The sequence below is a fragment of the Lacrimispora indolis DSM 755 genome (assembly GCF_000526995.1).
GTDB classification, from domain to species: Bacteria; Bacillota; Clostridia; order Lachnospirales; family Lachnospiraceae; genus Lacrimispora; species Lacrimispora indolis.
The window spans coordinates 4906428-4921402 of the sequence record NZ_AZUI01000001.1; the positions used below are offsets into that span (position 1 = coordinate 4906428).

Below are 14975 nucleotides of genomic sequence, written 5' to 3' on the forward strand. Positions count from 1 at the left end.
AGCTTTTTGCTTTTCCCCGGGTTTACAAATTCTGGAAAATGGATTATAATGAGTACGCCGTTATAATTTTGAAAATACAACGGAAAGGCAGGATCCGGTATGAAGGCAGGTGCGGTCATTTTTGCGGCGGGACATAAAAGTGCCGCCAGTACATTTAAACCATTGATGCCCATTGGAGGGACAACCGTTATCAGACGGAGCAGAGGGTGGATTTTCCCAACTCACACCTAAGACTAAGGATTTTCTGAACCGGTTCCTAAGCATGGAAAAAGAGTTGAATGAAAAAACAGAAGAACTGTTTATGAAATATTTTGAGGGGGTATTAAAATGAGGCAGATGTTTAAAGCAGTTTTAGAAACTTTGGAAAAAGGCGAGGATGGAGTTTTAGTAACCATTATTGCAAGCTCCGGATCCACTCCCAGAGGTGCAGGATCCCATATGCTGGTAAGGCGGGACGGGACCACGGAAGGAACTATCGGGGGCGGAGCGGTGGAATACCGGTCCATTCAGAGATCACAAAAGGCGATTGAGGAAAAGGCATCCTATATCCACAGCTTTGTCCTGGGAAAAGAACAGGTAGCTGATCTGGGCATGATCTGTGGTGGCGATGTGGTGGTATACTTTCAGTATTTGGACCATGAAAATCAGGAATTTATTGACTTGTGCAGGAGGATAGAAGAAGCCTATGACAAGGATGAAGACAGCTGGCTTATTATGGATATTTCCAGTGAATCCACATGGGGGCTGGGAATCTACAGTAAATCAGCGGGATTTACAGGAATAGAAGGAATTGCTGAAGAAGAAAGAAAAATTCTTCTTCAGAATAAGGCGGTTCAGAAAAACTTTGGTGAACGCAAGTATTACAGCGAGCCTCTGGTCCGGGCCGGCTGTGTCTATATTTTTGGAGGCGGACATGTGGCACAGGAATTGGTACCGGTCCTGGCGCATGTAGGATTCCGGTGTGCTGTTTTTGATGACCGGCCGGAGTTTGCCAATGAAACACTGTTTCCCCAGGCAGAGAAGACCATTGCAGGGGATTATGAAAGGATTTTTGATTACCTTGAATTAAGGGAATGTGATTATGTCTGTGTTATGACCAGAGGACACCAGTCGGATTATGTTGTCCAAAGACAGGTCCTTACAAAAAATGTCTGTTATATCGGCGTAATCGGCAGCCGAAGGAAGCTGGAAACTCTGGCCGGAAAGCTTATGGCAGACGGCGTTACCAGAGAACAGATCGACAGCTGCCACAGCCCTATCGGTCTGGAAATTTATGCAGAAACACCCGCTGAGATCGCCATCAGTGTGGCAGGAGAACTGATTGCTGTCAGGGCTCTGCGGGAAGGGCGAAAAAAATAATGGGAAAATTTCTGTTTTTAAAAGGTGATTCCGGAGAAGGAAAGACAACCTTGCTTTTTGAATGTTTAAGATCCTGGCACCGGCTGATGGGAGGGTTTTATTCACAGCGCTTAATAATGGAAGATGGAATGACTATGGGATTTCGAATGGTTCCTGCAGAGGAAGACTGGATTCCGGCAGCTCCCTATAAAAAAGGAATGACTAATGTTTTTATTGAACGGACTGAACATGGATTCCATAAAAATCCTGAACTTTTTGAAACCGTTGGTGTGGATATTCTGCGTTCTTCCGCTCAGAGCAGACTCTGCCTTTTGGATGAAATAGGCGGGGTAGAGCTTTTTGTGCCGGAATTTATGGAGGAGGTTCTTTGCTGTATTGATGGTCCGGTTCCATGCATCGGAGTATTAAAAAACCGGAAAAATCTGGAGTCCATGAGGACCAGAATCCCCATACAGACGGATACGGACAAGCTTCTCCTGGACTTGGAGGAAAAACTTGAAAAACGGTCAAATGGGCGGATACTTACGTTTGAGCGCGACAGAAAAGAACACATCCGTATGGAAATTATGGATTTTTTGAGAGAATGCGGGGAAAAGGAAGGAATGGAAACACATGGTAGAAAGGGACTGGGTTTATAAAAGACGTTTTGGAATCATAGTGCTCTTATTTATTGTCTGCTTTTTGGGTTCCTTTTTGCTTGGACGGTACCCGGTATACCCGGACACGCTTTTAAAAGTCCTTCTTGCCAAAGTTTTTCCTATAGAAATCTCTTGGCCTGCCCAGATAGAGACTGTTGTTTTTCGTGTCCGTCTTCCAAGAGTTTTCATGGCAGCATTGATCGGAGGAGGATTGTCCTGTGCAGGCGCCGCTTATCAGGGGATTTTTAAAAATCCCATGGTATCACCGGATGTTCTGGGAGCCTCCTCGGGCGCAGGATTAGGCGCTGCCCTGGGACTGTTTTTGTCATTGGGTTATAACGGAGTAACAATCAGTGCCTTTCTTTTTGGTCTTGGTGCCGTAGGAATTGTCTGCCTCATCAGCAGCCGGGTAAAATATAATCCCGTGCTGGGGCTGGTGTTGTCCGGCATGATGATAAGTTCCCTTGCTTCCGCAGCAGTATCTTTTTTAAAGCTGGTGGCGGATCCGGCCAATACACTTCCGGTCATTACCTACTGGCTTATGGGAAGCCTGGCATCCATCCGTCAGAAAGATGTGATGTTTGCTGCTCCATGGATCCTGATGGGAATCCTTCCGATTTATCTTCTCCGGTGGCGGATCAATGTTTTAAGCCTTGGGGAAGAGGAGGCGAGGAGCATGGGGATCAATGGAGGAAGGCTTCGTCTTATCATTGTTGTCAGTGCATCTTTGATTACTTCAGCATCAGTTTCAGTAAGCGGGCATATCGGCTGGGTGGGACTGGTAATTCCTCATTTTGCAAGAATGCTGGTAGGAAGTGATTACCGCAGGCTGTTGCCGGCCTCCCTGCTTATGGGCGGCAGTTTTCTGCTGATCGTGGATAATTTTGCAAGGCTTTTGGCTACCAGTGAGGTTCCTATCGGCATTTTGACTGCATTTGTTGGTGCTCCGTTCTTTTTATATCTGATTTTACGGGAAGGAAACCGGTTATAGAGGAGGAGATATGGAACTGACGGTAAAAGATTTAGAATTCGGCTATCATTGTTTTCCGGTATTAAAGGGGATTAATTTTTCCTTCAACAAAGGAGAACTGGTCTGTGTTCTTGGGAAAAACGGAGCAGGGAAGAGTACGCTTTTTCGCTGCATGTTAGGTTTGCTGAAGGGATACCAGGGGGAGATTCTGATTGACGGAACGGAACGCCGGCACTTTTCAGAAAGGGAATTGGCCGGACGGATCGCCTATATCCCCCAGAATCACGATACTGCATTCTCTTTTTCGGTTCTGGATATGGTTTTGATGGGAACAACCGCTTCCCTGCCCCGCTTTGCAGGGCCGGGACCAAAGGAAAAAGACAGGGCAATGAATGCTTTAAAGCTATTAAGGATTGCTGGTCTAAGGGACCGTATATTCGGGCAGATCAGCGGCGGAGAGCAGCAGCTTGTGCTGATTGCAAGGGCAATCGCCCAGGAGGCAAAAATACTGGTCATGGATGAGCCATGTTCCAGCTTGGATTACGGCAACCAGATCAGGGTCATGAAGGAGCTGCGTACCTTGTCAGAAAAGGGATATTTAATTGTGCAGTCCACCCATAATCCGGAGCATGTCTTTCACTTTGCCCATAAATCGCTGGTGATGATGGATGGAAAGATAAGGGCTTTGGGTGAGCCGGACAAGATCTTGACAAAGGAGCTTTTGGAAGGCGTGTACCAGGTGCCAATTGAGATCTATGAAGATTTAAAAAGCGGGAAAAAGGTTTGTATGCCTGGGGAAGGGTGATGAATATGTGGGAAATGTATGACAGTCTGATAGAACCAATACCAGATGACGTAAAGATAGAAGATTATTTTGCCGGAATCCAGTGGACTTCGGTGACTGTCTGCGGCTGTACAGGTGCGACGGCGACAAATCCGCTTCAGACCATATCAAGAACTGAAAAAAATATCTTGGACATGTCATGGAAGGAAGCTGCAGGACTGATAAAATCATGGAATTTTACGGAAGCCAGCATAGGTGCCGCGGCGGTAAATGCCTATTATAATCAGCCGGACCGGATCAGCAGGCTGGAAAGGGAAGGTGCAATCAGGATGTTGTCCAGGGAAGATGCCTTTATGGCACATAGTGAGGATATCAAAGGAAAAAAGGTGGCGACCATCGGACATTTCTGCTTTGCTGAGGAGTATTTTAAAGAAGCAAAATCCTGCGTAATTCTGGAACGCAATCCAAAGGATGGCGATTATCCGGACAGTGCCTGTGAATATGTTCTTTCAGACAGAGATTATGTATTTATCACTGGATTTACCCTGGTTAATAAAACCCTTCCAAGGCTGTTGGAGCTGTCGCGGAATGCCAAAGTCATATTAGTGGGGCCCAGTGTGGCTCTTGCTCCTGAACTTTTTGATTTTGGTGTGTGGGAGCTGGCAGGCACACTTATTACAGATAAAAAGCTTACAGAGGAATTTGTTAAAAAAGGAGAGCACAAGGCGGTAATCCGTTCTGGTTTACCGGTAAGGCTTTCCCTAAAATAAATATAAGCCGCAAATGCGGCAGAATAGGGGGATTATATGAAAAAAATGAGAAAAGGGCTGGTATTGGCTGCATTCCTTGCTGCTGCGGTACTGGCAAATGGCTGCCAAAAGGAAAACAGTAATGAGGTACCTGCCACTCAGACAGAGTCAACTGCGCCTGCAAAGGCAGAAACTCAGGCGGAAACAGAAAAATCCAGTGAAACAGGGGGACAGTCAGAGACCAGAGTATTTACGGATTCAGCAGGAAGAGAAGTTACACTTCCAAAGGAAATTAACAAGATTGCTCCTTCCGGGCCATTGGCACAGATTGTGCTTTATACCCTGTGCCCGGATAAGCTGTCCGGACTTGCTTCTGATTTTTCTGAGGGTGCAAAGCTGTATATTGACGAAAAATATTGGGGACTTCCTAAATTCGGCCAGTTTTATGGAAAGAATGCAAGCCTTAATATGGAGGCTCTCATTGCAGAAAGCCCGGATGTGATCATTGATATCGGAGAAGCGAAGAAAACCGTAAAAGAGGATATGGATGCCCTTCAGGAACAGCTTAACATGCCGGTCATTTTTATAGAGGCAGATTTAGATACCATGAGTGCTGCTTATGAAAAGCTTGGGGAGCTTACCGGCGAGGCTGATCAGGCAAAGAAGCTGGCGGACTATTGTAATAATATATTGAAAAAATCTGAAACAGCCAAGGAAGAACTGGCAGAAAAAGAAAAGAAATCGGTTTATTTTGCCATTGGAGATGATGGACTTCACACCAATGCAGAGGGTTCCATTCATGCCCGGGTCATCGAACAGATCGGAGCGGAAAATGCGGCAAAAGTTGAAATGGTATCAAGCGGAGGCGGAAGTGAAGTATCCTTTGAACAGCTTCTTCTGTGGCAGCCGGATATTATCATCGCAGATTCTGAGACCTTATACCAGACAATAACAACAGATAAGGTCTGGGGAGAATTAAATGCAGTGAAAGAAGGTAAGGTTTATCAGATACCTTCTGTTCCATATAGTTTTATGAGCAGCCCGCCTTCTGTCAACCGAATGATCGGGATTATGTGGCTGGGCAATCTTGTATATCCGGAGCAGTATAACGTTGATATAAAACAGGAAGTAAAAGATTTCTACCAGCTGTTTTATCACGTAAATCTTGATGACACACAGACGGAGAAAATTTTGAAATAAAAAACATAACCCCCGGTTTTGGATCTGGCCTTTCTGCCAGTTTCAAGTCCGGGGGATTCCTGTTTTAAAGATTATTTCTGTTGGTTTTTATTTCTATTATAGTTGATCAGACATCCGGCCTTTACGATTTCCCGTTCTTCCGGGGTCATATCGGCAATGTGCAGTTTAATCTCATGAATCGGATTCCCGTCCCTGTTTTTTACCACATAAGCTGGAATGTGCTTCATATCTCCGTCAAGGGCGGTGCGGATTCCGGGCACATAGATGAAATCACCTACTTCAAAATCAGGTTCCTCATCAAGAAGGAAGGGAAGCATTCCCCAGTTCATGACATTGGAACGGTATCGCTTGGTAGCATATTCTTTGGCAATATTGGCCAGGCCGCCCAGCACTCGCTGGCAGCTGGCTGCCTGTTCCCGGGCAGAGCCGTCACCGGGCTTCACCGCATAGATCATGCTTCCGATTTCCGTTTCACCTGCCTTCAGCTCCGGCTGGTTTAAGTAAGAGCTCAGGGCTTTCCATGCTGACTCCAGAGACTGATCGGCTTCTAATGGGGTGTTTCCTGCTTTCCTTATTTGTTCCAGCTCATTTACCTTTTTGGAACGTTCCACGTATTCCGGATCCCGGCGGGACAAGGTAAATTCCGCAAGACCCAGAGGGTTGGAGCGGTAGGAGGAGGTTTCACCCGAAGGGATCAGCTCGTCGGTGGTAGTAACAGGATCCATGATCTTTGAACATACCCGCAAAAGGATGTTTTCTGTCAAAGCGCTCATGGCCGGCCAGTCTTTGATATTGGGACCATAAATCAGGGAAGCCTCAGGCTGAGCCTTTCCAAAGCCCTGATATACCCGCCTGTCATAGGAAGATGAGTCAAATTCATAAGCAGGAACACGGTAATCTTCTCCATATCCTTCCGCAGAGGTCAGATAGCCGCCGTTTGCCGCCGTTGCCGCAATGGAACGGGCATCCATGAGGGCTACACAGGAAATCTGTCCGCTTCCCGGCTTGGAGCCTTCCCTGTTGGGGAAGTTTCTTGTGGTGTGGCGGATGCTTAAGGAATTGTTGGAAGGAGTATCCCCTGCACCAAAGCACGGGCCGCAGAAGGCCGTCCGGACAGTCGCTCCGGCTGCCATAAATTCCGAGATGGCTCCCTTTTTCACCAGATCCATGTATACCGGCTGGGAGGAAGGATACACGGATAAATTAAAGATATCATTTCCGCAGTCTTTTCCTGACAGAATATGAGCCGCAGCCATGACGTTGGAGTAGTTGCCTCCGGCGCAGCCTGCAATCACTCCCTGCTGAACCATGAGCTTTCCATCCACGATCTTGTCGGTGAGAGAAAGGCTTGCCTTGGAACTTCCCACAATTCGCTCCGCTTCTTTTTCCACGGTCCGGAGAATGTCGCCCAGGTTTGCATTCAGCTGGTCGATCTCATACGTATTGCTTGGGTGGAAGGGCAGTGCGATCATGGGCTTAATGGTGCTTAAATCCACATAAACGACTCCGTCGTAGTAAGCCACTTCCTCAGGATTCAGCTCCTTATAAGCATCTCCCCGTCCATGAAGATCCAGATAAGCCTTTGTGTCCTCATCGGTTCTCCAGATGGATGAAAGGCAGGTGGTTTCCGTTGTCATGACATCCACGCCGTTCCTGTAGTCCGTATCCATGGAAGAAACTCCGGGCCCTACAAATTCCATGATCCTGTTCTTTACATAGCCGCTTTGGAAGACCGCTCCGATAATGGCCAGGGCCACATCATGAGGACCGACAGAAGGGGCGGGGCTTCCTGTAAGATAAATAGCCACAACGCCGGGATATGTCACGTCATAAGTATCCCGCAGAAGCTGCTTTACCAGTTCCCCGCCGCCTTCGCCGATAGCCATGGTTCCCAGGGCGCCGTAACGGGTATGGCTGTCAGAGCCGAGGATCATCCGTCCGCATCCGGCCATCATTTCCCTCATATACTGATGGATGACCGCAATATGAGGCGGAACAAAGATCCCGCCGTATTTTTTTGCGGCGGAAAGCCCGAAAACATGGTCATCCTCGTTAATGGTGCCACCAACTGCGCATAAGGAGTTGTGACAGTTGGTCATAACGTATGGAATGGGAAATTCCTTAAGCCCTGATGCCCGGGCAGTCTGGATGATCCCTACAAATGTAATGTCATGGGAGGCCATGGAGTCAAAACGGAGCTTCAAATGATCCATGTCATCGGAGGTATTGTGTTCCTTTAAAATGGAATAGGCGATGGTGCCCTTTTTGGCTTCAGCCTTATCTGCAGTTTTTCCTGTAAGGGCAGCCACTTTTAAAGCTTCCTGTTCCGGAACCAGTTCCCTTCCATGAACAAGATAAGCCCCGCCGTCATACAATTTCACCATATGCTATCTTTCCTCTCTTTTTTTGTAGGAAATGGTTTCTCCTACGTATTTTGTTGCCGGACGCATGATTCTTCCGTCATACAGCTTGTTTTCGATATTGTGCGCCAGCCAGCCTGCCATACGAGAGCAGACGAACAGAGGCGTATACATATCTTCCGGTATCTGTAACATATTATAAGCGAAACCGCTGTAGAAGTCCACATTGTTTGACAGGGTTTTTCCGTTTCCCGCCAGGCATGCTTTGGCAACTTTCTCAAATTTTGTCAGAAATTCATATTCATCTTCCCTGTTTTTCTGTTTGGCAAGCTTTTCACAGCAGACTTTTAATAAATCCGCCCTGGGGTCGGAGACCGTATAAACTGCGTGGCCAAGTCCGTATACAAGGCCGGAGTTATCATAAAAATCCTTTGCAAGGATCTTCTGGATTATTCCTTTCATCTGGTTTTCCGTTGCCTTAAACCCGATTTCTTTTTCAATCGCCTTGATCATTTCGCTGCAGCATATGTTGGCACCGCCATGCTTTGGCCCTTTTAAGGAGCCTATGGAAGCGGAAATGGCTGAATAAATATCGGTGCCGGTGGAAGATATGACTACATTGGTAAAGGTGGAGTTGTTTCCGCCGCCATGGTCTGCATGGATCATGAGCATTACATCCAGCAGATTTGCTTCCTGTTCAGTAAAGGCCCCATCCCGGCGCAGCATGTAGAGGATGTTTTCTGCTATGGAATATTCCTGTTTTGGATAATGTATGATCAGACTGTCTCTGTCATAATGATGAACCTTGCTCTGGTATGCGTAGACGGAAAGAGAAGGAAGCTTTGCAAGGATGTTGATTCCTTTTAACATGGTCCGATAAGGATCCACATTATCCGGCTCCTCGTCATAATCGTAAAGGGACAGGATGTTCCGCTGAAGGCTGTTCATTAAATTGCGGGAAGGAGAACGGAGCATGTTCTTTTCCAGAAACTCATCCGGAAGAAGATAGTTATGGCTTAAGGTGGCCGTGAACTCCCTTAATTCCTTTTTAGATGGAAGATAACCAAAAAGGAGCAAAAACGAAGTTTCTTCAAAGCCGTAGCGCTCGCTGTTTTTTCCGCTTACCAGGTCGCCGATCTCGATTCCCCGGTAATAGAGCTTGCCGGGAACGTTCACCTTTTTTCCGTCTTGGATTTCATAGCCAACTACATCAGATACGCGGGTTAAGCCCACCCGGACTCCGGTACCGTCTTCGTTGCGCAGGCCTTTTTTTACATTGTGTTCCTTAAATAAATGGTTTGGAATATCCGTGAAATTTGAGGATTTACCAAAAGTTTGAGCAATAAAAAAGTTGTTCATGAACGATCTCTCCTTTTTTTTAGTTAAGCCACAGCCTGAAGAATATGTATCCGTTTATAGAAAAGCAGCGCAAAAGGATATCCCCGGCGCTGCCTCCATTGGCAAGAATGTGACTTTTTTTATTGTTTGGTAGTTTAACATGGAAAAGTATCAAAGTCAATAACTTGTTATAATCACAACTAAAATATTGTTATTCCGGCAGTTTTATGACTGGCCTTTTGTATGGAAACGTAAAATCCGGTTTTAAGATTTTCAAGCATATTTTTATGGTTTTCTCCACATCATAAGATATTACCAAATTCAGAGCAAAACAGGAGGTTTTTAAGGTGAGAGAACATCAGAATAATGATAATCAAAAGAATGAAGATATGGACGAAAGGCAGAATAAGCCCTCCGACAATACACGCAAGGAAAACCTGGACGAAAAAAAGACGGAAAAGGATATTGAGCAGAAAGAGGATGAAAAGCTGGAAGAATATGGTCAGGCCACTTTGGATGACAATGCAAACAAGCGAAAAATCCATCTGATTACCATTATAGGAGAGGTGGAGGGCCATGAGAATTTATCCGGAAACAGCAAGGCTACAAAATATGATCACATCCTCCCGAAACTGGCTGAGATTGAAGACGACGATTCAGTGGAAGGGCTTTTGGTTCTCTTAAATACTTCCGGCGGTGACGTGGACGCAGGCCTGGCTATTGCTGAGATGATCGCTTCTTTGAGCGTCCCAACTGTATCCCTGGTTCTTGGAGGAAGTCATTCCATTGGAGTTCCACTGGCAGTCTGCACGGATTATTCTTTCATCGTGCCCACCGGAACCATGATGATACACCCGGTAAGAATGACGGGAATGGTAATCGGCGCTTCCCAGACTTATGAATATTTTGAAATGATACAGGACCGGATTTTAAGCTTTGTTTCCAATCACGCAGAGATTGCCTACGATCAGTTGAAGCGCCTTATGCTGAATACGGAAATGCTCACCAGAGACTTAGGCACCGTTCTCGTGGGCGAGGAAACCGTAAAAGAAGGCCTGATCAACGAGGTAGGCGGAATAAAGGATGCTTTGAAAAAATTATATGAACTGATGGAAACTGCTTCCCGTTAATCGTTGCAATTCTCCCGATTTTTTTGTATACTGTTACCAACGGATAGAAGGGGGAAGTATTGTGCCTGAGACAACGAAGAAACGTACAACAGCAAAAAAAGGAAAAAACGGGAGAACAAGAAACTCCGGCGCCAAAAAAAATGTGATTTTGCCGGAACCGGAATTTATCCATTCAGAAGTAGTGATCATTATGTCATTTTTGGCTGCGTCCATTCTGTTTTTAAGTAACTTTCACTTGTGCGGCGTGGTAGGGGATTTTCTGCGGAGCATACAGCTTGGCATATTCGGAAGTGTGGGATATATAGCGCCTGTGCTGCTGTTTGCAGGAACGGCGTTTTACATTTCCAATCAGGGAAATCCCAGGGCAGCTTTTAAACTGGCGTCTTTTATTCTGGCGCTGGTTTCTTTGTGTGGATTTTTACAGCTCCTTTTTGGCGGAAAAGCCGGTGAGGGAGCTGGACTTGCCGACATTTATTTTGAAGCCTCTGTCAGCGGAAGGGGGGGCGGTATTATAGGCGGTCTCCTGGCCGGAGGTCTCACCTCCATTATCGGCGTTGTAGGAGCCTATCTGGTAATAGGGGTCCTTCTTGTCATATCTGCAGTATGCATTACGGAAAAGTCTTTTGTAGATATTGTGAAAAAGGGAAGCGGAAAGGCGTACCGTCATGCCAAGGAAAATGTGGATATGCATATGGAGCTCCATGCAAAGCGCCAGGAAGCCCGCAGGCAGCTTTGGGAAGAGCAAAAGCTTCGTGGAGTCAATTTAGACGCCACAAAGCTGGAGGCGGCCCAGGAAGAAAATTATCCGGAACCGGCTGAGGAAATTTCCAATGATCTTGGGGAGGATATTATGGCCCAGGCAGACCGGCTGTCTGCCCTTACCGCTGTAGAAACCGCCGAACCTAATCCGGCGGATATTTTCCGGGGCAGTATTTCGCCGGTCGTGGAGAATGAAGAGGATATCGTTCCCTTTGATCCTGACGGAGGGACTGGGGCTTTTGGAGAGGCTCTGGAAGAATCTTCCATATATATGAAGAAAGAGATGAGAACCTTAAAGGAAATGGAGGTTGTGGAAGAGGATGTCTATCCTGTTGAGGAAAATGACACCTTTTCCATTCCCCAGGAACCAAAGCAGGTGGTCACTGCTTCCGGAAAGATCATAGAGACAGATACGGAAGCCCTTCAGAAAAAACTGGAAAAGAAACGGGAAGGGGCATCAAAGGAAGACGGTTTAAGCGTCAGCCAGGAAATCAGGCAAAAGCAGGAGACCGTAAAGGTGGAATATAAATTTCCGCCCCTCTCCCTCCTTAAAAAAGGGAAAACGTCGGTTTTTTCCGACAGAGAATACAAGGATACCGCTATCAAGCTTCAAAGGACCCTTCAGAATTTCGGTGTAGGGGTTACGGTAACCAATATAAGCTGCGGACCTTCTGTAACCAGGTATGAGTTGCATCCGGAGCAGGGAGTAAAGGTCAGCAAGATCGTAAGTCTGGCAGATGATATTAAATTGAGCTTAGCGGCTGCGGATATCCGTATTGAAGCCCCCATACCCGGAAAATCGGCGGTGGGAATCGAGGTTCCCAATAAAGAAAACCAAATGGTATACTTACGGGATATTCTGGAGGCAGACGGTTTTCAGAAACATTCCTCTAAAATTGCCTTTGCGGTGGGCAAGGACATCGGCGGGCAGGTGGTTGTCACGGACATTGCAAAGATGCCCCACCTTCTGATCGCCGGGGCTACTGGTTCCGGTAAATCCGTGTGCATCAACACCCTGATCATGAGCATCATCTTTAAGGCTGACCCTGAGGATGTGAAGCTGATCATGGTGGATCCCAAGGTTGTGGAGCTGAGCGTTTATAATGGTATTCCTCATTTGCTCCTCCCAGTGGTCACTGACCCGAAAAAGGCTTCCGGTGCCCTTAACTGGGCGGTGGCGGAGATGACGGACCGCTATAATAAGTTTGCCCAGTACAATGTCAGGGAAATCAAAGGATATAACGAAAAGGTGGAAAGCATAAAGGACATTGAGGATGAGGATAAGCCGAAGAAAATGCCACAGATCGTCATCATCATTGACGAGCTTGCGGATTTGATGATGGTTGCCCCTGGAGAGGTGGAGGATTCCATCTGCCGCCTGGCCCAGCTTGCCAGAGCGGCTGGCATTCACTTAGTTATTGCCACCCAGCGTCCTTCGGTCAATGTCATCACAGGACTGATCAAGGCCAATGTTCCATCCAGGGTGGCCTTTGCGGTTTCTTCCGGCGTGGATTCCAGGACCATCATTGATATGAACGGTGCGGAAAAGCTTCTTGGTAAAGGTGATATGCTGTTTTATCCGGCAGGCTATCCAAAGCCAATGCGGGTTCAGGGCGCTTTTGTATCAGATTCCGAAGTCTCAAAGGTGGTGGATTTCTTAACAGAGCAGGGAATGACCCCTGATTATAATCCGGAAGTGGAAAGCATGATCACTTCAGCACCTGTAGGCGGAGAGACCAAAGGCGGCGGAAATGACCGGGATGAATATTTTGTCCAGGCCGGGAAATTTATCATTGAAAAGGACAAAGCATCCATTGGTATGCTCCAGAGAATGTTTAAAATAGGCTTTAACCGGGCGGCCCGTATCATGGACCAGCTGGCAGAAGCCGGTGTAGTGGGGGAAGAGGAAGGTACCAAGCCCCGTAAGGTATTGATGAGCCTGGAGGAATTTGATGAAATGCTTTCCCAGGGTTATTAAATAAAGCTGTATCATTTACATAGAAGGAGGACTGGGAAATGAGAACAGATATTGAAATCGCGCAGGAGGCAGCAATGCTGCCTATTAAGGATGTGGCTGCTTCCTATGGGATCAGTGAAGATGAACTGGAGCTTTACGGGAAATATAAGGCAAAGCTGACTGACGAGCTATGGGACCGGATAAAGGACCGTACTGACGGCAAGCTGGTTCTGGTGACCGCCATCAACCCCACTCCGGCAGGAGAAGGGAAAACTACAACTACCGTTGGTCTTGGACAGGCATTAGGGAAAATGGGAAAGAATGCCATGATCGCTCTCAGGGAACCTTCCCTCGGACCATGCTTTGGTATCAAGGGCGGAGCGGCAGGGGGCGGCTATGCCCAGGTTGTGCCGATGGAAGACTTAAATCTTCATTTTACCGGTGATTTTCATGCCATAACTTCGGCAAACAACCTACTTGCAGCCCTGTTAGACAATCATATCCACCAGGGTAACACTCTTGGAATCGACACCCGCCAGATTCTCTGGAAGCGTTGCCTTGACATGAATGACCGCGCCCTTAGAAATATTGTGGTCGGCCTTGGTTCCAAGGCGGAAGGTTTTGTGAGGGAAGATCATTTCGTGATCACGGTGGCATCGGAGATCATGGCGATCCTTTGTCTTGCAAATGACATGGAAGATTTAAAAGAACGGCTGGGAAGAATTATTGTAGCATATAATTATGCTGGGGAGCCTGTGACTGCCTCCCAGTTAAATGCAGTAGGAGCTATGGCTGCTTTATTAAAGGATGCCTTAAAGCCAAATCTGATACAGACTCTGGAACATACCGGCGCAATCGTTCACGGCGGCCCCTTTGCAAACATTGCCCACGGCTGCAACAGCGTACGTGCCACAAAGACGGCCTTAAAGCTGGCCGATATCGTTGTGACGGAGGCAGGGTTTGGCGCTGACTTAGGCGCAGAAAAATTCCTGGATATCAAATGCAGGAAGGCAGGATTAAAGCCGGATGCCATTGTGCTGGTTGCAACGGTGAGGGCTCTTAAATACAACGGCGGAGTGCCAAAGGACCAGTTAAAGGAAGAGAACTTAGATGCCCTTGAAAAAGGTATTGTCAATCTGGAAAAGCACATTGAAAATATGACGAAATACGGAGTTCCGGTCATCGTTACCCTGAATTCCTTTATCACCGACACAGAGGCAGAATACCGGTTTGTAAAGAAGTTCTGCGAAGAGAGAGGCTGTGAATTCGCCTTATCCCAGGTGTGGGAAAAAGGCGGAGAGGGCGGTACAGAGCTGGCGGAGAAAGTTCTTTATACCCTGGAAAATAAGGAAAGCAGCTTTGCTCCCCTTTATCCTGATGAAATGGGACTGGAAGATAAGGTGGCCGCAGTTGCAAGGGAAATCTACGGTGCAAATGGGGTGTCCTATGCTCCGGCGGCTTTAAAAGCCATCAGAAAATTTGAAGAAATGGGCTTTGGCAGCCTTCCTGTCTGCATGGCAAAGACCCAGTATTCCTTATCCGATGACCAGACAAAGCTTGGACGGCCGGAAGGCTTTGACATTACCGTGCGGGATGCTTACGTATCCGCAGGAGCCGGCTTTGTGGTCATTTTAACCGGAGCCATCATGACCATGCCAGGCCTTCCAAAGAAGCCGGCCGCAGATAATATTGACGTAAATGAAGATGGAGTAATCACCGGATTATTCTGAT

Annotated in this window: 11 protein-coding genes; 9 read left to right on the forward strand and 2 right to left on the reverse strand. The window is 47.0% G+C overall.

The genetic code is table 11. The features are described 5' to 3' along the window. The first annotated feature begins 327 nt into the window (after positions 1-327). From K401_RS0123895 to K401_RS0123920, 6 genes are read left to right on the forward strand one after another with little or no spacing between them, the layout of a single operon-like run. The gene (locus K401_RS0123895) at positions 328-1359 is read left to right on the forward strand and encodes an XdhC family protein (protein WP_024295311.1); all 1032 of its coding nucleotides are present in this window, start codon (positions 328-330) and stop codon (positions 1357-1359) included. Then, complete coding sequence (locus K401_RS0123900; RefSeq protein WP_024295312.1) at positions 1359-1997, forward strand: nucleoside-triphosphatase; 639 nt, start codon at positions 1359-1361, stop codon at positions 1995-1997. The genes K401_RS0123895 and K401_RS0123900 overlap by 1 nt, the downstream gene beginning before the upstream one ends. After that, positions 1972-2988: a FecCD family ABC transporter permease gene (locus K401_RS0123905; protein ID WP_024295313.1), complete on the forward strand. Its 1017-nt coding sequence runs from the start codon at positions 1972-1974 to the stop codon at positions 2986-2988. Before K401_RS0123900 ends, K401_RS0123905 begins: the two co-directional genes overlap by 26 nt. Before the next feature lie 10 nt (positions 2989-2998). Beyond that, entirely contained in the window at positions 2999-3772 is a 774-nt protein-coding gene (locus tag K401_RS0123910; RefSeq protein WP_024295314.1) for an ABC transporter ATP-binding protein, read from the forward strand. Continuing rightward, the gene (locus K401_RS0123915) at positions 3772-4521 is read left to right on the forward strand and encodes a DUF364 domain-containing protein (RefSeq protein ID WP_027352332.1); all 750 of its coding nucleotides are present in this window, start codon (positions 3772-3774) and stop codon (positions 4519-4521) included. Before K401_RS0123910 ends, K401_RS0123915 begins: the two co-directional genes overlap by 1 nt. 36 nt (positions 4522-4557) lie before the next feature. Then, positions 4558-5700, forward strand: a complete 1143-nt coding sequence (locus K401_RS0123920; protein ID WP_024295316.1) for an ABC transporter substrate-binding protein — start codon at positions 4558-4560, stop codon at positions 5698-5700. A 71-nt stretch (positions 5701-5771) separates the two neighbouring features. Here K401_RS0123920 and K401_RS0123925 read toward each other — a convergent pair whose 3' ends face one another. Continuing rightward, positions 5772-8084 (reverse strand): hydratase, encoded by a 2313-nt coding sequence (locus tag K401_RS0123925; protein ID WP_024295317.1) that lies wholly within the window; start codon positions 8082-8084, stop codon positions 5772-5774. A gap of 3 nt (positions 8085-8087) precedes the next feature. Continuing rightward, positions 8088-9419 carry a citrate synthase gene (locus K401_RS0123930; RefSeq protein ID WP_024295318.1) on the reverse strand — a complete coding sequence of 444 codons (1332 nt, stop codon included), beginning with the start codon at positions 9417-9419 and terminating at the stop codon, positions 8088-8090. A 368-nt stretch (positions 9420-9787) separates the two neighbouring features. Here K401_RS0123930 and K401_RS0123935 point away from each other — a divergent pair, with 368 nt between their 5' ends. The 3 genes from K401_RS0123935 to K401_RS0123945 all read left to right on the forward strand — a co-directional run bounded on the left by K401_RS0123935 (position 9788) and on the right by K401_RS0123945 (position 14974). After that, complete coding sequence (locus tag K401_RS0123935; RefSeq protein ID WP_024295319.1) at positions 9788-10528, forward strand: ClpP family protease; 741 nt, start codon at positions 9788-9790, stop codon at positions 10526-10528. A gap of 61 nt (positions 10529-10589) precedes the next feature. Next, positions 10590-13265 carry an FtsK/SpoIIIE family DNA translocase gene (locus K401_RS0123940; protein WP_024295320.1) on the forward strand — a complete coding sequence of 892 codons (2676 nt, stop codon included), beginning with the start codon at positions 10590-10592 and terminating at the stop codon, positions 13263-13265. A 38-nt stretch (positions 13266-13303) separates the two neighbouring features. Further along, positions 13304-14974: a formate--tetrahydrofolate ligase gene (locus K401_RS0123945; RefSeq protein ID WP_024295321.1), complete on the forward strand. Its 1671-nt coding sequence runs from the start codon at positions 13304-13306 to the stop codon at positions 14972-14974. The last annotated feature ends 1 nt before the right edge of the window (position 14975 follow it).

Excerpts from the sequence above, each read along its gene's own strand:
- K401_RS0123900 (WP_024295312.1), top strand. The coding sequence starts at position 1,359 with ATGGGAAAATTTCTGTTTTTAAAAGGTGATTCCGGAGAAGGAAAGACA.
- K401_RS0123930 (WP_024295318.1), bottom strand. The coding sequence starts at position 9,419 with ATGAACAACTTTTTTATTGCTCAAACTTTTGGTAAATCCTCAAATTTC.
- K401_RS0123935 (WP_024295319.1), top strand. The coding sequence starts at position 9,788 with ATGGACGAAAGGCAGAATAAGCCCTCCGACAATACACGCAAGGAAAAC.
- K401_RS0123925 (WP_024295317.1), bottom strand. The coding sequence starts at position 8,084 with ATGGTGAAATTGTATGACGGCGGGGCTTATCTTGTTCATGGAAGGGAA.
- K401_RS0123895 (WP_024295311.1), top strand. The coding sequence starts at position 328 with ATGAGGCAGATGTTTAAAGCAGTTTTAGAAACTTTGGAAAAAGGCGAG.
- K401_RS0123920 (WP_024295316.1), top strand. The coding sequence starts at position 4,558 with ATGAAAAAAATGAGAAAAGGGCTGGTATTGGCTGCATTCCTTGCTGCT.
- K401_RS0123910 (WP_024295314.1), top strand. The coding sequence starts at position 2,999 with ATGGAACTGACGGTAAAAGATTTAGAATTCGGCTATCATTGTTTTCCG.
- K401_RS0123945 (WP_024295321.1), top strand. The coding sequence starts at position 13,304 with ATGAGAACAGATATTGAAATCGCGCAGGAGGCAGCAATGCTGCCTATT.
- K401_RS0123905 (WP_024295313.1), top strand. The coding sequence starts at position 1,972 with ATGGTAGAAAGGGACTGGGTTTATAAAAGACGTTTTGGAATCATAGTG.
- K401_RS0123915 (WP_027352332.1), top strand. The coding sequence starts at position 3,772 with ATGAATATGTGGGAAATGTATGACAGTCTGATAGAACCAATACCAGAT.